This window comes from Empedobacter sp. R132-2 (assembly GCF_030324375.1).
Lineage (GTDB): Bacteria > Bacteroidota > Bacteroidia > Flavobacteriales > Weeksellaceae > Empedobacter > Empedobacter falsenii_B.
The window spans coordinates 1-16,990 of record NZ_JACAGG010000030.1 but is presented as its reverse complement, the minus strand read 5'-3'; the positions used below and the strand labels follow the sequence as shown (position 1 = coordinate 16,990).

The 16,990-nt window shown below is 31.0% G+C and carries 18 protein-coding genes; 9 read left to right on the top strand and 9 right to left on the bottom strand.

Annotated elements, in window-relative coordinates:
* Window positions 1-85: 85 nt before the first annotated feature.
* The 4 genes from HXZ69_RS12145 to HXZ69_RS12130 form a co-directional block, all read right to left on the bottom strand.
* Window positions 86-598: an IS1096 element passenger TnpR family protein gene (locus tag HXZ69_RS12145; protein WP_038333549.1), complete on the bottom strand. Its 513-nt coding sequence runs from the start codon at window positions 596-598 to the stop codon at window positions 86-88.
* Between the two features lie 3 nt (window positions 599-601).
* On the bottom strand, window positions 602-2,023 hold the full coding sequence (locus HXZ69_RS12140) for a CCA tRNA nucleotidyltransferase (protein WP_286496136.1): 1,422 nt from the start codon (window positions 2,021-2,023) through the stop codon (window positions 602-604).
* A gap of 31 nt (window positions 2,024-2,054) precedes the next feature.
* A complete protein-coding gene (locus HXZ69_RS12135) occupies window positions 2,055-2,612 on the bottom strand; it encodes an L-threonylcarbamoyladenylate synthase (RefSeq protein ID WP_286496134.1) in 558 nt (185 codons plus the stop codon).
* A gap of 93 nt (window positions 2,613-2,705) precedes the next feature.
* A complete protein-coding gene (locus HXZ69_RS12130) occupies window positions 2,706-3,767 on the bottom strand; it encodes a glycosyltransferase family 4 protein (protein WP_125350144.1) in 1,062 nt (353 codons plus the stop codon).
* 128 nt (window positions 3,768-3,895) lie between these two features.
* Here HXZ69_RS12130 and HXZ69_RS12125 point away from each other — a divergent pair, with 128 nt between their 5' ends.
* Window positions 3,896-4,678, top strand: coding sequence for a lipopolysaccharide kinase InaA family protein (locus HXZ69_RS12125; RefSeq protein WP_286496133.1), 783 nt, complete (start codon window positions 3,896-3,898; stop codon window positions 4,676-4,678).
* A 36-nt stretch (window positions 4,679-4,714) separates the two neighbouring features.
* On the opposite strand, the gene HXZ69_RS12120 is transcribed toward HXZ69_RS12125, so the two are convergent.
* The 5 genes from HXZ69_RS12120 to HXZ69_RS12100 form a co-directional block, all read right to left on the bottom strand.
* Window positions 4,715-5,620, bottom strand: a complete 906-nt coding sequence (locus HXZ69_RS12120; RefSeq protein WP_286496132.1) for a GYDIA family GHMP kinase — start codon at window positions 5,618-5,620, stop codon at window positions 4,715-4,717.
* A 5-nt stretch (window positions 5,621-5,625) separates the two neighbouring features.
* Window positions 5,626-6,504 (bottom strand): ACP S-malonyltransferase, encoded by an 879-nt coding sequence (gene fabD, locus HXZ69_RS12115; protein ID WP_114999826.1) that lies wholly within the window; start codon window positions 6,502-6,504, stop codon window positions 5,626-5,628.
* A gap of 53 nt (window positions 6,505-6,557) precedes the next feature.
* The gene (locus HXZ69_RS12110; RefSeq protein WP_286496131.1) at window positions 6,558-7,331 is read right to left on the bottom strand and encodes a glycosyltransferase family 2 protein; all 774 of its coding nucleotides are present in this window, start codon (window positions 7,329-7,331) and stop codon (window positions 6,558-6,560) included.
* Window positions 7,332-7,379: 48 nt separating this feature from the next.
* Window positions 7,380-8,444: a glycosyltransferase family 9 protein gene (locus tag HXZ69_RS12105; RefSeq protein ID WP_286496130.1), complete on the bottom strand. Its 1,065-nt coding sequence runs from the start codon at window positions 8,442-8,444 to the stop codon at window positions 7,380-7,382.
* 102 nt (window positions 8,445-8,546) lie between these two features.
* Window positions 8,547-9,362, bottom strand: a complete 816-nt coding sequence (locus HXZ69_RS12100; RefSeq protein ID WP_125350148.1) for a 2,3,4,5-tetrahydropyridine-2,6-dicarboxylate N-succinyltransferase — start codon at window positions 9,360-9,362, stop codon at window positions 8,547-8,549.
* Between the two features lie 91 nt (window positions 9,363-9,453).
* On the opposite strand from HXZ69_RS12100, the gene ruvX reads away from it, so the two are divergent.
* The 8 genes from ruvX to HXZ69_RS12060 all read left to right on the top strand — a co-directional run bounded on the left by ruvX (window position 9,454) and on the right by HXZ69_RS12060 (window position 16,815).
* Window positions 9,454-9,867, top strand: a complete 414-nt coding sequence (ruvX, locus tag HXZ69_RS12095) for a Holliday junction resolvase RuvX (RefSeq protein ID WP_038333513.1) — start codon at window positions 9,454-9,456, stop codon at window positions 9,865-9,867.
* Window positions 9,868-9,911: 44 nt separating this feature from the next.
* Entirely contained in the window at window positions 9,912-10,487 is a 576-nt protein-coding gene (gene def, locus HXZ69_RS12090) for a peptide deformylase (protein ID WP_114999818.1), read from the top strand.
* Between the two features lie 20 nt (window positions 10,488-10,507).
* Complete coding sequence (locus tag HXZ69_RS12085; RefSeq protein WP_038333500.1) at window positions 10,508-11,104, top strand: DUF5606 family protein; 597 nt, start codon at window positions 10,508-10,510, stop codon at window positions 11,102-11,104.
* Window positions 11,105-11,110: 6 nt separating this feature from the next.
* On the top strand, window positions 11,111-11,875 hold the full coding sequence (mazG, locus tag HXZ69_RS12080) for a nucleoside triphosphate pyrophosphohydrolase (protein ID WP_114999814.1): 765 nt from the start codon (window positions 11,111-11,113) through the stop codon (window positions 11,873-11,875).
* Between the two features lie 338 nt (window positions 11,876-12,213).
* Window positions 12,214-14,205: an excinuclease ABC subunit UvrB gene (gene uvrB / locus HXZ69_RS12075; protein ID WP_286496129.1), complete on the top strand. Its 1,992-nt coding sequence runs from the start codon at window positions 12,214-12,216 to the stop codon at window positions 14,203-14,205.
* 21 nt (window positions 14,206-14,226) lie between these two features.
* Entirely contained in the window at window positions 14,227-15,045 is an 819-nt protein-coding gene (locus HXZ69_RS12070) for a DUF4846 domain-containing protein (protein ID WP_286496128.1), read from the top strand.
* An 85-nt stretch (window positions 15,046-15,130) separates the two neighbouring features.
* Complete coding sequence (locus HXZ69_RS12065) at window positions 15,131-16,291, top strand: cysteine desulfurase family protein (protein ID WP_125350150.1); 1,161 nt, start codon at window positions 15,131-15,133, stop codon at window positions 16,289-16,291.
* Window positions 16,291-16,815, top strand: a complete 525-nt coding sequence (locus HXZ69_RS12060) for a CvpA family protein (protein WP_286496127.1) — start codon at window positions 16,291-16,293, stop codon at window positions 16,813-16,815. The genes HXZ69_RS12065 and HXZ69_RS12060 overlap by 1 nt, the downstream gene beginning before the upstream one ends.
* Window positions 16,816-16,990: the final 175 nt, after the last annotated feature.

Sequence of the window (16,990 nt, the reverse complement as noted above, 5' to 3'; positions counted from 1 at the left end):
TTTCAAATGGTTTATATATAGCACAAAAAAAATCTGAATGTTGCCATTCAGATTTTTTGATATATAAGTTGATTAGTTGTAGTTTTTATAAATCGTCTACGTCTAAATCTTCGTCGATTTGTAAATCATTTAATTCAGCATCTTCTGCAAAATCAATATCTTCTTCATCGTCTAAATCAACCATCATGTCTTTTTTAGGCGCTTTAAGAGGCATTGAACCGAAACGGTAAACCGTTAATGGATAATTAAGAACAGCTGGTTTATCTTCTACAGAAATTAATTCAGCCACAAATGTCCACATTTCCATAAAATCATATACAAAAGCCATACGATCTCCTTGATTAGCAAAAGCTTCTTTGATATAAAAATCAGCCATTGTTTCATCAGTTCCATCATCAGACATATCCTCTAAAGGAATTTCTTTTGTTTGGTTTCCATCTTCATCTACTTCATAGAACGACGCCAACTCCTCACCTTGTAAACTAAAAGCACTAATTATACCTTTGTACAATGTGAATAATGTTTGCTTCTCTTTAATTTCTATGTCTCTAAAAACATCCTCTTTTGCATCAAGGAATACACGAATTTTATATATCACTTTCTAAATATTTTTCGGTTCCAAATTTAAATCTTTTCCCATATTAATTACAAATTCTAATGCAGAATTATAATTATTTTCTACTTCGCCTTCTAAAATTGCTTCTTTGATGGCATTTTTTAAGATTCCAATCTCTTTTCCTGGCTGAATATCAAATATTTCCATTATTTGTTCACCTGTAATTGGTGGTTGAAAATTACGTACTTTATCACGTTCTTCAACATCTTTTATTTTTTGTTCTACAACTTCAAAATTTTGTTTGAAACGTTTTTGTTTACGTTCATTTTTTGTTGTAATATCAGCTTTGCAAAGCGTAATTAAATCGTCGAAATCTTCTCCAGCATCAAACAATAATCTACGTAATGCCGAATCTGTAGCGTCGTCTGTTACAACAGCAATTGGTCGAGAACTCATCATGACTAACTTCTGAACATATTTTACTTGCGGTCCTAATGGTAATTTTAATCGTCTGAACAATTTTAATACCATTTTTGATCCAACAAATTCATGCGAATGAAATGTCCAACCTACATTTTTATCAAAACGTTTTGTTACAGCTTTTCCAATATCATGCAACAACGCTGCCCAACGTAACCAAACATTATCTGTGTTGACAGAAATATTATCAACGACTTCTAACGTATGATAAAAATTATCTTTATGTTTCTGACCTTCAACCTCTTCGATTCCTTTTAACGCAACCAATTCTGGTAAAATATGTTGCATTAATCCTGATTGTTCCAACAACAATAATCCGACCGAAGGTTTGTCAGTCATCATAATTTTCTGAAACTCATCCATTACGCGTTCAAAAGATACGATATTAATACGTTCTGCATTATCAATTATTGCCTGAAAAGATTTTTTTTCTATTTCAAAATCCAATTGAGCTGCAAAACGAATCGCACGCATCATACGCAAAGGATCATCAGAATAGGTAACATTCGGCTCTAATGGTGTTTTGATAATTTTATTATTCAAATCTTCTACTCCATTAAAAGGATCAATTAATTCGCCAAAATTCTCTTTATTCATCGAAATTGCCAATGTATTGATCGTAAAATCACGACGTTTTTGGTCGTCTTCCAACGTTCCGTCTTCAACATGTGGTTTTCGACTATCTTCTGAATAACTTTCTTTTCGCGCACCTACAAATTCCAAATCTGTGTCTTTATATTTGAACATTGCTGTTCCAAAACGTTTAAAAACTGAAACTTGTGATGTATGTCCTAATTTATTAGCCAATTCTTTAGCCAATAAAATTCCATTTCCAACTGTTACAAAATCGATGTCCTTTTTCTGACCACGATTCAATAAATAATCGCGTACAAATCCACCAACCACATAAGTTTCTTGATTAATTTCATCAGCAACTTCTGCTACATTTCTAAAAATTGGATTTGATACGGCTTCTAAGATTTTCATTCTGCAAAAGTATAAGTTTTGAAATAAAAAACTACTCTCTAATAACTTTTACTTCGTTATCTAGACCTAATTTAATTATCGTTGATGCAGTGAACTGAGGTACAAAGGTTTTTGTTTCATCTGGATAAAAGTCAACACGCTCTAAAATAGTAGGATTAACTTCCGAAAACACTTTTGGAGAAGATTCTCCTGATAAATTAGCCGATGTAGACACAATTGGTCCTCCTAATTTCCCGATGATTTTTTTACAAAACAAATCATCAGTCATTCGAATGGCAATTGTATTATCTTCTGCAATTAACGATTGTGGTAAACCTTTTGGATTATCGTAAATAATTGTAAGAGGTTTTTCGTTCAAATCAATCAAATCCCAAGCTAATTCTGGCACCTCAACAATATTTTGTAACATACGTGGAGAATCAACCAAAATAATCAACGATTTTGATGAAGGACGATTTTTTATCTGATAAATTTTTTCGATTGCAGCCTCATTCTTCGCATCACAACCCAGTCCAAGAATTGTGTCTGTTGGATAAAGCATTGTTTCTCCTTGTTTTAGTTTGGCTACAATTTCGTTTATATCTGACATTTTCTTTGTTTTATAAATTTGAGTGCAAAGGTATTATAGGAAAGTTGAATGAAGTCGATTTTCTTCGAAATATTATTTATCGCAAAATAGATTTTAGATTTCATAGACCTTTAGATATTCATTTGCCGCTTTATCCCAACTAAAACTTCCAGCTCTTTTGATATAAGCTTCTATAAAATAATCTGAATTTTGATTGTATTGATTTAACGCATCTTCCACTACATTTTTCATATATTCTGGTTCAAAATCATTCCAATAAAACGCATCTTTTCCACCAATTTCTGGTAAAGACGTTTTATCAGATAAAATAATTGGTTTTCCAAAGCTCATCGCTTCTAAGGGAGGCAAACCAAAACCTTCTCCAGTTGATGGAAATAAGAACGCTTCGCAATTTTGCATATAAAATTGCTTTGCTCGTTCAGAAACTTTACCTGATAAAAAAACTTGGTTTTCTAATTTTTCTTTAGCAATTAAATCTTTTATTTTTTGACCATAGGCATTCGTACAATTCCCAGAAATAATCAAATTAAAATCTGGTAAAAATTTCATCATTTTTACAAGTGATTCAAAATTTTTCTTTTCAAGAAAAGCTCCAATCGTATAAAAATAAGGTTTTGAAATATCTAATGGAGATTGAAAATCATCACAATTTATAATTTCTGAAATTGAATTTCCATTATAAATTATTGTATTTTCTATTCCCGAAATATCAAAATATTGCATAGTTTGTTTCTTTGCATATTCAGAAATAAATGTGATAACATCTACTCGCTTAATCTTTTCTTTAAAATATTTAATGTGATTTGGACTATAATCAAGCGAATTTTCTTCCATAAAATTAACATCATGAATCGTCAAAACATATTTTTTTGGTTTATGACAAGGTTCAACTTTTATATTTTGATTTAAGGAGTGCCAAACATCATACTTTTCACGCGTTCTGAAAAACGGATTGCGCATTAAACTATAATATTTTTTATAATGAAATTTAGTACCAAATTCAGTCCTTAAATCTTCAGGTTTTTTGTAAAGTAAATAAATTTGATCATCAAAATTTAATTTCGAAAGAGCTTTAATCAATTCGTAATTAAAAACTCCGAAACCAGTTGCACGATTCTTTAGATTATGAGATTCTAAAAGAATTTTTTTTACCATAAGTTAGGTTCTAAAATTTTTAAAAAACTTGTTTTAAGTTGTCCTTATTTTCAACAAAAATAGACATATCTTTGACAGATTAAAATGAAATATAGATTTTTTCTATATTAATTATAATATTTTGAAAAATGACACAGAAAATTGTCGTAAATAATAATTATCAAACTACGCAAACTGAAATCAAATCCATTATTGACAATTTTGACTTGATTGACGATTATATTGCAAAAGGCACAAGAAATTCTATCAAAAAAAAGACATTAAAATCGGGTAAAATTGCTACGATTAAATCATTCAAAATTCCGAATATTGTCAATAAATTTGTATATCGATTTTTCAGAAAATCAAAAGCTGAACGATCATTCTTATATGCTAATAAATTAATTGATTTAGGTTTTAAAACACCTACTCCAATCGCATATGTCGAAAATTTTAATACAATCTCATTTTTAAAAAGTTATTATTTTTGTGAATTAGTTACATCTGAAATAACTTTTAGAGAATTAGTTTTAGATATTAATTATTCAAATCGAAATGAAATCTTGAAACAATTTACAAAATTCACATTTGATTTGCATGAAGCTGGAATTGAATTTTTGGATCATTCTCCTGGAAATACTTTAATTAAGCAAGTTGGAGAAAATCAATATGAGTTTTATTTGGTTGATTTAAATCGCATGAATTTTCATAATTCAATGAGTTTTGATATTCGAATGAAAAATTTTTCTCGTCTAACTCCTCAAAAAGAAATGATAGAAATTATGGGAAAAGAATATGCGAAACTTATTAATAAACCAGAACAAGAAGTTATTAAAGAAATGTGGAATAAAACACAAGAATTCCAGCAAAAATTTCAAACAAAACAAGCTCGAAAAAAGAAATTAAAAGCCATGATTGGTAAAAAACAATAACAAAAAAGCAGATTTAAAATTAAATCTGCTTTTTTGTTATTTTATCATTTCAGAAAACGGAATAATAATCTCATATCCTTTTTCTTTAAAATAATCGTTCATTCCTTCTCTATACGTCACTAAAACAAAATCTCCGCCCCAAGCTCCGAGGCTTTTTACAGCTCCTAAATAATCAGGAAAATGCAATTCTTTGACTTGCGAAATTTGCATAAAATCTCCTAATCGTTCTTGATATTCATCTAAAATAGATTCTAAATCAGTTAAATTCTCAACTTTAGTTGCTTGAACAACCAAATCAGAAAGCTCTTGAATCATTTTCCAATCTTTTGATTTGTTCTTATAATGATTTCCAACAACGGCTTGTGTATCTTGCTTTTGATTAAGATAAACAAAATAAAGTTGATCTTTAAAATTCCAATTCAATTCTAAATCTTCTACTTCGATAGGATTATTCGAAAACAAAATGGGCTGATGATGATGCGCACATGCAATATCATAACCACTTGTATTGAAGGTTAATTGATTTAATTCAAACGGATTTATTTCTATCCATTGACTAATCAAATCAATCAAAGTCGAACTACTTCCCAGTCCCCATTCTTGCGGATATTCTAACTTCGTTAAACATTGATAACTGTTATTAGAATCAAAAAAATCAGGATTTAAAATTTTAGCTTGTTTTAAAATATTTTGTAATGATTGACTTAATTTATCATTTGTAGACGAAATTATTTCTAAATCATTCAATCTAACTTTAGTTTCAAACCAAATAGAATTATCAAATTTAGTTGCTTTCCAAGTGATTAAATTTTCTATTTCTGATGAATTTTCCACAAACAAACATTGCCCATATTTTGTGGGCAATGCAAATGCTTTCGCCCCATCAATCACAATATATTCCCCGATAAGGAATAATTTTCCATTGGAACGGTATGTTTTCATTTCGTTTAGATTTGTGCCGAAGAAGTTGAGACCTCTCTGTTTATTTTTTTCACTAAACCTTGTAAAGTATTTCCTGGTCCAACCTCAATAAATTCACTCGCACCATCAGCAATCATATTTTGAACAGATTGCGTCCATTTTACTGGAGCAGTTAATTGAGCAATCAAGTTTTTCTTAATTTCAGCAGGATCTGTAACAGCTGTTGTGCTTACATTTTGATAAACTGGACAAATTGGAGTATTGAATGTTGTTTCTTCAATAGCTTGTGCTAATTCTTCTTCAGCAGGTTTCATTAAAGGTGAGTGAAAAGCTCCTCCTACTGGTAAAACTAATGCTCGTTTTGCACCTAACTCTTTCAGTTTTTCGCATGCTACATTAACCGCTTCAATTTCTCCAGAAATCACTAACTGACCTGGACAATTGTAATTTGCAGCCACTACAACTCCATCAATTTCTGCACAAGCATCTTCTACAATTTTATCTTCTAACCCTAAGATTGCAGCCATTGTAGATGGATTAGCTTCACATGCAGCTTGCATTGCTAAAGCACGTTTGTAAACTAATTTTAATCCAGATTCAAAGTCTAAAGTTCCATTTGCAACTAAAGCAGAAATTTCTCCTAAAGAATGTCCTGCAACCATTTCTGGTTTAAAATCTGGTAAAATTTTCGCTAAAATAACAGAATGTAAAAAAACTGCTGGTTGCGTAACTTTTGTTTGTTTTAGGTCTTCAGCAGAACCTTCAAACATAATTGATTTTATATCAAATCCTAAGATTTCGTTTGCTTTGTCAAATAATTCTTTTGCGATTTCAGAATTTTCGTACAAGTCTTTACCCATTCCAGAGAATTGAGCGCCTTGTCCTGGAAAAACATATGCTTTCATTGTATTATTTTTAATGTATGACAAATGTATAATAAAATCTCAAACTTCTTTATTTAACCTAAGTTTTGATTTTCTTTTCTATAAATTTCGTCCAAATATTTATAACGATTTGCAACAGAAATTGCATGTAGTTTTGCAATTGTATAACCATCTTTTCCATCTAAAAAACCAAATCTCACCACAAAATAATTGAAAAAACGATAAGCAGGCTTTATGGTATAATGATAAAATGATGGTTTCAAATTTTTGAGACGAAGTTCTTGTGCTCGTAAGCGAGAATAACTATTAAGTTTATCTAAATAATATTCTTCATCAATAAACGTATGATGTTTCACTTTTTGTTCCAAATCACCTACTGCCCCATCACATTCTAATAATTCATGAACCATCAAACCATCTTTATATCTACATTTAGATTTTCTAAAAAGACGAACAGCTCTCACATTTTGCTGACCAGAAAATTCTATTTTCTTATTCTTAAAATAAAATGAATGATAAGCCATAAAAGCTACATCCTGTAAATTTGAATTTACTTTCTTTATTAATTCTTCTTTTAATTCAGATGAAAGTTCTTCATCTGCATCAAAAAAAGTGACCCAATCATTTTTTGCCAAAGAAAGTGTATAATTTCGTTGATTTGTGAAATTATCAAACTTGCGTTTTACAAACTTTACTTTTGGATTTTGGAATGCAATTTCTTCCGTTTTGTCTGTACTATATGAATCTACAATTATTATTTCATCTGCATAACTAGCCTCATCAAGAAATCTTTTGATGTTTTTTTCTTCGTTAAGTGTAATTAGTAGAGCAGAAATTTTAGTAGACATTCTCTATAGTAATCTAATTTTATAAATAGAAACTCAAAATTTCTGTTTTTATTTTATTAATGGTGATAAGAAATATTCTAACTTTTCTTTAAACAAATCGAAATCAAAGATTGAATAAAATTCATCAACTTGTTTTTTTATTTGACGATTGTTTAAATCTCCAAGTTTTTCAGGAAAATAATCTTTTAAATGAACACTTGTGTGATGAATTCCATCTTCGAAAGTTGCCCAAACTTTTTTATCAATCCAAGGAGAAAAAATAATAAACGATTTTTTCCCTAAAGCCTTGGACATATTAATTGCTCCTCCATCATTTCCTACAATCACATCACATTCGTTTGCAATTGCAATAAACTCGCGCAAATCATTACCCAACAATTCAAAATAAACTTTCGATTTGGTTTCATCAGATAATTGATTATATACTTCTTTTGCTTGCGATAATTGTTTCGGAAAATAATTGAATAAAATATTGACATTATAATGTTGACCAATAAAATCAACCATTTTTGCCATTTGATTCAACGGATAAGTTTTTGAAGGATCAGAACCAAGTAAACTAATCATAACTGATTTACGAGTAGAATCAACTTGATGTTTTTCAAATAAATCTTTCGCAAAGTTTATTTCTTCTTCTGTTAAATACAATTTCGGTTCTGTTGCCAAAGGAATTTCAATTCCTAAAGGCTTCAATAAAGACAAACGATGTTCGATTGCTAAACCTAAATATGAATTTGGTTCGTCATGTTTTTCTACATTATCTGTATACAAAAACGTTCTTCCAATCTTTTTGTACGATATTTTTTTTGGTGCATTATTGATAAAAACATCTACCCAACTCTGTAATTTTGAGTAAGCATCAATTACAATATCATATCTATTTTGATTAACTTTTTTCGAGAATTTAATCAAATTCATCAAGCCTTTGTTTTCTTTTTCATCGAAAACAATTTTATGATCGATGTATGGATTATTCTCTAAAACAGGCAAAGTATTACTATTGATTAAATAATCAACAATAGCATTTGGATAAGCTCTTTTGATATTTTCGCACAACAATGATGTGATTAAAACATCGCCTATCATCTTGTGTTGGATAATCAAAATTTTCATAAAACATAGTTATAAAGCAAAACTACTAAAATATGTTTGATTCGAAAATAAAAAATCCTCAACAAAACTGCTGAGGATTATATTTTATAAAATTTATTCTACTTAAACCGCCACATTATGCTCGCGTAATGCATCGTTTAATGAAGTTTTTTTATCTGTAGACTCTTTACGAGTTCCGATGATCAAAGCACATGGAACTTGGTATTCACCTGCAGCAAATTTCTTTGTATAAGAACCTGGAATTACAACTGAACGAGCAGGAACATAACCTTTAATTTCTACTGGTTCGTCACCTGTTACATCAATAATTTTAGTAGATGCTGTCAACACAACATTTGCTCCTAAAACCGCTTCTTTACCTACACGAACTCCTTCTACAACGATACAACGAGATCCGATAAACGCATTATCTTCAATAATTACTGGCGCAGCTTGCAATGGCTCTAAAACTCCACCGATTCCTACACCACCAGATAAATGAACATTTTTACCAATTTGTGCACAAGAACCTACAGTAGCCCAAGTATCAACCATTGTTCCTTCGTCCACATACGCACCAATATTTACATAAGAAGGCATTAAAATAACTCCCGAAGAAATATACGCACCATAGCGGGCAACAGCATTTGGAACAACACGAATTCCTTTTTCAGCATAGTTACGTTTCAATTCCATTTTATCATGGTATTCAAAAATTCCTGCTTCTAAAGTTTCCATTTTCTGAATTGGGAAATACATTACAACTGCTTTTTTCACCCATTCGTTTACTTGCCAATCTTCTCCAACTGGTTCTGCACAACGTAATTGTCCGTTATCGATTAACTCAATTACTTCACGAATTGCAATTTGTGTTGACTCTTCTTGTAACAATTCTCTATTGTCCCAAGCTTTTTCTATGATTTGTTTTAAATTCTCCATCTTTATTAATAATAGCCACAAATATAAAAATTATAATCAAGGGATTTCATAGAGATTATTTATTATTGAATCGTTTTTTTAAATTTGCCAAATGTCACGAATATTAGCGTTAGATTACGGAGGAAAAAGAACAGGCGTTGCCGTAACCGATGAATTGCAAATTATAGCTTCGCCAGTTGATACAATTGATACATCAAAATTGATGGATTTCTTGAAACAATATATCGAGAAAGAAAACGTTTCTGACCTTGTAGTTGGATTATCTGTTCGTTTTTCAGGAGAATTAAATGAGATTGAAAATCAAATTCAACCTTTTTTGAAAAAATTTTCTGAACAATTTCCGTTGATTAAAATTCATCGTGAAAATGAGATGTTTACCTCAAAAATGGCTTCTCAAGCAATGTTTGCTGGAGGAATGAAAAAGAAAAAACGTCAAGAAAAAGGAATGGTCGATAAAGTGAGTGCCGTAATAATTTTACAATCATTTTTATCACATAAACTATAACAAATTGTATCTTTGCCGTTAAATTAATAAAAAAAGATCAGAAAATGGTATTACCAGTTGTAGCTTACGGAGATCCTGTCTTGCGTAAAGTTTCACAAGAAATCGATCAAGATTATAAAAATTTACAAGAACTGATCCAAAATATGTTCGATACAATGTATGACTCTAACGGAGTTGGTATCGCAGCGCCTCAGATCGGGAAAGATATACGTTTATTTGTTGTTGATTGCTCGCCTTTCGAAGAAGATGAAGATTATGATGATGTAAAAGATGAATTAAAAGATTTCAAACGAGTTTTCATCAATCCAAAAAAAATCAGTAGTTCTGAAGGTGATGAATGGGCTTTTACAGAAGGATGTTTGAGTATTCCTCACATTCACGAAGATGTAACACGTCCAGAATCGGTAACTTTAGAATATTTTGATGAAAATTGGGTGAAACATACCGAAACTTTTTCGGATATTCGCGCTCGAGTTATTCAACACGAATACGATCATTTGGAAGGAAAGCTTTTTATTGACTATATTTCGAGCTTTAAAAAGAAATTAATAAGTAATAAATTAAAAAATATAACAAAAGGGAAAGTAAACACGAGTTACAAAATGAAATTCCCTTCATAGACCCTTAAACATAATAGAATATGGATTTATCAAGAGTTATCGCAATTTCAGGAAAACCAGGATTATACCGTTTAGTTTCTCAAACAAGAGGTGGTTTTGTTGTTGAAGATTTAGAAAAAGGTAAAAAAATCTCAATCGCTTCTAACTACAATGTTAGTTTATTAGACAACGTTGCTATTTACGGAGTATCACAAGAATTTCCTTTGGCTGAAGTTTTCTTCAGAATTTACAAAAAAGAAAACGGAGGAGAAACGATCGATTACAAAACTTCTGGTGCAGAATTGCGTAAATATATGGAAGAAGTTTTACCAGAATATGACGATTCAAGAGTTTATGATTCTGATTTGAAAAAATTATTCCAATGGTATAATATCTTACACAAAAACGGATTATTAAACATCGACTTAGCTGCTGTAGAAGCTGCAATGGCTGCTCAACAAGCACAAGAAGCTCCTGTTGCTGAAGTAGAAGCTACAGAAGAAGTTGTTGTGGAAGAAAAACCAAAAAAGAAAGCTCCTGCTAAAAAGGCTGCTGACAAAAAAGACGCTGAAGAAAAACCTGCTAAAAAAACTGCTGCTAAAAAAACAACAGCAAAAAAAGATAAAGACGCTGAATAATTAGAGATGAATACACGTAAAGATCAATTACAGGCTTTCGAAAGATTGTTGGATATAATGGATGAATTACGTGAAAAATGTCCGTGGGATCGTAAACAAACAATGGAAACGTTGCGTACGTTATCTATCGAAGAAATTTATGAACTTTCGGATGCCATCATCGAAAAAGATTCGGATGAAATAAAAAAAGAACTAGGTGATGTTTTTCTTCACCTAGTTTTTTATTCTAAAATCGCATCAGAACAAAACAACTTCGATGTTGCTGATGTTTTAAATGGTATTTGTGACAAATTAATTCATCGTCATCCACATATTTACGGCGATGTAGAAGCAAATACAGAAGAAAAGGTGCTTCAAAATTGGGAACAAATCAAACTAAAAGAAGGTAACAAATCTGTACTTTCTGGCGTTCCTACTTCTCTCCCAGCAATGGTAAAAGCTTACCGAATTCAAGACAAAGTAAAAGGTGTTGGATTTGAATTTGAAAATTCTGATCAAGTTTTTGATAAAATTATCGAGGAAATTAATGAATTCAAAGAAGAACAAAATCCAACAGATAAAGAGATGGAATTTGGTGACATTTTATTTTCTTTGATTAATTATGGACGATTTAATGGCATCAATTCTGAAGATGCTTTAGAAAGATCGAACAAAAAATTTATCACACGTTTTCAGAAATTAGAAGAAATCGCGAAAGAAAATGGTCAAAACATAGCTGATTTAACCATTTCCGAATTAGATAAATTATGGAATTTAGCGAAAATTCGCTAGTGTAAACTTAACACTATAAAGTTTATTCAAATCAACGAAAACGTTGTAATCAGACGTTTTAACACTATTATAAATAACTTTTATCGACACCAATAAAACAAAGTATTACAAATTATTGTGCACGCACAGAAAACCGACATATATTTGCAATGGTTATAGCGGGCAATAGCTTGTAATAATGGAAGGAAGTTTGTTTACTAAGTAAACAGTTTTCTCATTTTTTTGTGGTTTTGATGAAAAGGTGACTTAAAGTCGCCTTTTTATTTTTTATCAACTTCTATGTAAAATCACAATTCATAACAATCCTTTTTTATCTGAATAATTTGTAAATTTGTAGAATGCAGTTTCAATTAAATTCTGAATTCAAGCCAACTGGTGATCAACCAAAAGCTATTGAAGAATTATCAAATGGTATTCTAAATAATGATCGTTATCAAACACTTTTGGGTGTTACAGGTTCTGGTAAAACATTTACAATCGCGAATGTTGTACAAGATGTGCAACGTCCAACTTTAGTTTTGGCACATAACAAAACGTTGGCGGCACAGTTGTATATGGAATTCAAAGAATTTTTTCCGAATAATGCAGTCGAATATTTCGTTTCTTACTATGATTATTATCAACCAGAAGCTTACATTCCTTCATCAGGAACCTATATTGAGAAAGATTTATCAATTAATGAAGAAATTGAAAAGCTTCGTTTAAGTACAACTTCCTCCCTACTTTCTGGTCGTCGCGATATTTTGGTTGTGGCTTCAGTTTCGTGTTTATATGGTATTGGAAATCCAACAGAATTTCATAAAAATGTGATTCAGATTGAAACGGGGCAAATTATCTCGAGAACAGCTTTTTTGCATAAATTAGTCCAAGCTTTATATTCGAGAACAGAAGGTATTTTTCAACGCGGAAATTTTAGAATTAAAGGAGATACATTAGATATTTTCCCTGCTTATGCGGATGATGGAATCAGAATTAATTTCTTTGGTGATGAAATCGAAGAAATCTCAGTTTTCAATGTAGAAACAGGTAAAACTTCAACTAAATTAGATAAAATTAATATTTATCCAGCCAATCTTTTTGTTACTTCTAAAGACACTTTAAATGGTGCAATTGCTGATATTCAGATCGATTTGGGTAAACAAGTTGAATATTATCATGAAATCGGAAAACATCTCGAAGCAAAACGTTTGCAAGAACGTACTGAATTCGATTTGGAAATGATCAAAGAATTGGGATATTGTTCTGGAATCGAGAATTATTCGAGATACTTAGACGGTCGCGAACCAGGAACTCGTCCATTCTGTTTGTTAGATTATTTCCCAGAAGATTATTTGATGGTGATTGATGAGTCGCACGTTACAGTTTCTCAAGTTCATGCAATGTATGGTGGAGACCGCTCGCGCAAGGAGAATTTAGTAGAATATGGTTTCCGACTTCCAGCTGCAATGGACAATCGTCCGTTAAAATTCGAAGAATTTGAAGCTTTACAAAATCAAGTGATTTATGTTTCAGCAACACCTGCGAATTATGAATTAGAAAAATCGGAAGGAGTTGTTGTAGAGCAAGTCATTCGTCCAACAGGATTATTAGATCCAATTATTGAAATTCGTCCAACACAAAATCAAGTCGATGATTTGATGGAAGAAATCAATAAACGAGTAGAGTTAGACGAACGTGTTTTGGTCACTACTTTAACGAAACGAATGGCGGAAGAGTTAACGAAATATTTGACAAAATATGGCGTTCGATGTCGTTATATTCATTCTGATGTGGATACATTAGAACGTGTTCAGATTATGGCTGATTTACGCGCTGGATTATTTGATGTTTTGGTTGGAGTTAATCTTTTGAGAGAAGGTTTAGATTTACCTGAAGTTTCTCTAGTAGCAATTTTGGATGCTGATAAAGAAGGTTTTTTAAGAAGTCATCGTTCTTTAACGCAAACGGTTGGTCGTGCTGCTCGTAACGTGAATGGTTTGGCGATTATGTACGCAGATAGAATTACAGATAGTATGCAATTAACGATTGATGAAACAAATCGTCGTCGTGAAATTCAAATGAAATACAACAAAGATCACAATAAAGTTCCGCAAGCTTTAAACAAAAAAATAACGAAACTAAGTTTAGCTGCAGCAGATTTTGAAGAAAATCCTTACGAACAAAAACATTTGATTCAACAAGCAGCAGAGATTAATGAAAATTATTCGACAGAAGATAAAGAGAAATTGGTACAAAAATTGCAGAAAGAAATGGAAAATGCTGCAAAAAATTTAGATTTTATAAAAGCAGCCGAATTAAGAGATCAAATTCAACTCTTAACCAAAGAATAGCACGTTTTTTTCAACATTTCAATGAAAATTTTTAAGAATACATTTTTTTTAACTCTATCGTTTTTTACCATTTTATCATCTTGTAACACACAGATTTTAAAATCATCTTCAAATAATGAATTGCTTGAAAATGAAGAAAGTAGTTTAGTTCATACACGTGAATTAAAGATTTTCAAGAGATTTGATACACCTCCAAATTATGAAAGGAATCAAAATTATACAGATTTTGGTAAATGGATAAATAACCTTCCGCTCAAAAACAATAATACAGCTGTTTATTCTTTTGATGGTCAAAAAAAATCTAATCCAAATATATATGTAGGAGTTTTAGATTTAGAACAACCCAAAAAAAATGTACAGTTTAATGCAAATGCGATGATGAGTTTGCGTTTAGAGTATTTCTTCCGTTCGAAAAAATACAATGAAATAGATAAATTGTCTAAAATTTCTACAAAGCCAATTCCTTACACTGACTATGTAAAAGGAGATTATTCTCATACGAAATACATGCAATATTTGATCTATTATTTAGAAAATACAAATTCAAATACAATTGCTGAATTATTAAAACCAATCTCTATCAAAGAGATTCAAATTGGCGATGTATTTTTTCAAAAGGGAAATATAAAAAGTCATGCTGTAATGGTAATTGATTTAGCGAAAGATAAAAATGGGAATAATATATTCATTTTGGCTCAAAGTTATTATCCAAGTCAAGACATTCATATTCTTTCTAATCCAAGCAACGATTTAATCTCACCATGGTATATTGCAAAAGAAGGCATACTTCTTACACCTGAGTGGAGATTTTTGTCTTCGGACTTGATGCGTTTTAAATAACATTTTACTTTTTCAATCCTTACATTTTACTTAAATTTGTTGTTCAAAACCTCAAAGTAAACAACAATACAGTAAATAATCGATAATGCAAAGAGTATATTTAGACAATGCAGCAACCACAGCAATTCGTCCAGAAGTAGTTGACGAAATGGCAAATGTGATGAAAAATGTTTTCGGAAATCCATCTTCTACCCACGTTTTTGGTAGAGAAGCCAAGGCACTTATAGAAATGGCTCGAAAGAACATTGCGCAGCGTTTAAATATTTCTCCTGCCGAAATTTATTTTACTTCTTGTGGGACAGAATCTAACAATACGATTATACGTTCTTGTGTAAATGATTTAGATGTTACACGTATCATTACTTCGGATATGGAACACAAATGCGTACAAGAAAGTATCAAAGATTTAGAATATCGTGGAAAAGTTGAAGTAATCCGCATCAATATTCAAAAAAATGGAGACATTGATTATGCTCAATTAGAGGAATTAGTTAAAGATCAATCTAAAAAAACATTGGTTTCTTTGATGCATGCTAATAACGAAATTGGAAATTTAACAGATATTAAACGTATTTCGCAATTGTGTCAAGAAAATAATACATTGTTCCACACAGATACGGTGCAAACAGTTGGTCATTACGATTTAGATTTCCAAGATTTGGGAATGGATTTCGCTTCTTGCTCAGCACACAAAATTCATGGACCAAAAGGTGCTGGATTTTTATATGCAAAAAAAGCTTCGCATTTAAAAGCCTTGATTGCTGGAGGAGGACAAGAAAGAGGAATGCGTTCTGGTACCGAAAACGTATACGGAATTGTTGGACTTTCAAAAGCTTTTGATTTAGCAATTGATGAGTTAGAAGCTCATGTTAATCACATCAAAGAAATTAAACAATATACAATCGATCAATTAAAAGCAGCTATTCCAGGCGTTTCTTTCAATGGATTATCAGATGATTTAGACAAAAGTTTGTATGCATTATTAAGCATCAAATTACCATTTCATGATGCCTTAATCGGATTCGAATTAGAATTAGCTGGTATCGCTGTTTCACAAGGAAGTGCTTGCAGTTCTGGTGCAGCAAAAGTTTCATTAGTTATGCAAACATTGTACACAGAAGAAGAAATTGATCAAATGACGCCTTTACGTGTATCTTTTTCATACGAAACAACTAAAGAAGATATTGATGTCTTAGTTGGAACATTGAAAAAAATCGCTGAAAAACATCAATTACAAAACGCTTAATGACTGATTTCAATCAACTTGATATTCTGATTTTAATTGCGTTAGCTTTTGGTTTTATCAACGGATTTTTCAAAGGTTTTATTTCTCAATTAATTGGGTTAGTCGGTTTTTTTGTAGCAATTTGGTTCAGTTTTAAATTTTATCAAATCATCGAAGTTTATGTCGATTCTTACAACATTGTTGCAGATAGCTTAACTTCTTTGGTTGCGTTAGTTATTACATTTGCAATTGCTTTTTTCACAATAAAATTAGCGTCAAGTTTAACACAAAAAACAGTAGAAGCAGTTGGTTTAGGAATCATTAATCGATTTGGTGGAGCGGCTTTAGGATTAATAATCTCTTTACTTTTAACATCAAGTATTTTGTATTATATCGATCCGATTTTAGAACTAGGATTTAAAGAAACAAAAGACGAAAGCCAGATTTTACCAATTTTGAACGAAAGTTCTCAAATCATCAAAAATTCTATCTTCGAAACAAAAGATAATTTAAGGACAGAATCCCAAGATTCTATTCATTTATGATCATACAAAGACAGCTTTTTCAAGCTGTCTTTTTTCTTAACATTAATTTTATAAAAGGCACAAAAATTATCTAAAGAGATCAAAACAATTAATTTAAGATCAATAGCGTCCTAAATAAATTTAGGGCATAAAATATCCACCCACTTTAGTAGGATACAAGCTATAGTTGGACAAA

Bases quoted from the DNA above. Each gene is read 5' to 3' on its own strand.
- HXZ69_RS12140 (WP_286496136.1), bottom strand. From the start codon at position 2,023: ATGAAAATCTTAGAAGCCGTATCAAATCCAATTTTTAGAAATGTAGCA.
- HXZ69_RS12135 (WP_286496134.1), bottom strand. From the start codon at position 2,612: ATGTCAGATATAAACGAAATTGTAGCCAAACTAAAACAAGGAGAAACA.
- HXZ69_RS12130 (WP_125350144.1), bottom strand. From the start codon at position 3,767: ATGGTAAAAAAAATTCTTTTAGAATCTCATAATCTAAAGAATCGTGCA.
- HXZ69_RS12125 (WP_286496133.1), top strand. From the start codon at position 3,896: ATGACACAGAAAATTGTCGTAAATAATAATTATCAAACTACGCAAACT.
- HXZ69_RS12120 (WP_286496132.1), bottom strand. From the start codon at position 5,620: ATGAAAACATACCGTTCCAATGGAAAATTATTCCTTATCGGGGAATAT.
- fabD (WP_114999826.1), bottom strand. From the start codon at position 6,504: ATGAAAGCATATGTTTTTCCAGGACAAGGCGCTCAATTCTCTGGAATG.
- HXZ69_RS12110 (WP_286496131.1), bottom strand. From the start codon at position 7,331: ATGTCTACTAAAATTTCTGCTCTACTAATTACACTTAACGAAGAAAAA.
- HXZ69_RS12105 (WP_286496130.1), bottom strand. From the start codon at position 8,444: ATGAAAATTTTGATTATCCAACACAAGATGATAGGCGATGTTTTAATC.
- HXZ69_RS12100 (WP_125350148.1), bottom strand. From the start codon at position 9,362: ATGGAGAATTTAAAACAAATCATAGAAAAAGCTTGGGACAATAGAGAA.
- ruvX (WP_038333513.1), top strand. From the start codon at position 9,454: ATGTCACGAATATTAGCGTTAGATTACGGAGGAAAAAGAACAGGCGTT.
- def (WP_114999818.1), top strand. From the start codon at position 9,912: ATGGTATTACCAGTTGTAGCTTACGGAGATCCTGTCTTGCGTAAAGTT.
- HXZ69_RS12085 (WP_038333500.1), top strand. From the start codon at position 10,508: ATGGATTTATCAAGAGTTATCGCAATTTCAGGAAAACCAGGATTATAC.
- mazG (WP_114999814.1), top strand. From the start codon at position 11,111: ATGAATACACGTAAAGATCAATTACAGGCTTTCGAAAGATTGTTGGAT.
- uvrB (WP_286496129.1), top strand. From the start codon at position 12,214: ATGCAGTTTCAATTAAATTCTGAATTCAAGCCAACTGGTGATCAACCA.
- HXZ69_RS12070 (WP_286496128.1), top strand. From the start codon at position 14,227: ATGAAAATTTTTAAGAATACATTTTTTTTAACTCTATCGTTTTTTACC.
- HXZ69_RS12065 (WP_125350150.1), top strand. From the start codon at position 15,131: ATGCAAAGAGTATATTTAGACAATGCAGCAACCACAGCAATTCGTCCA.
- HXZ69_RS12060 (WP_286496127.1), top strand. From the start codon at position 16,291: ATGACTGATTTCAATCAACTTGATATTCTGATTTTAATTGCGTTAGCT.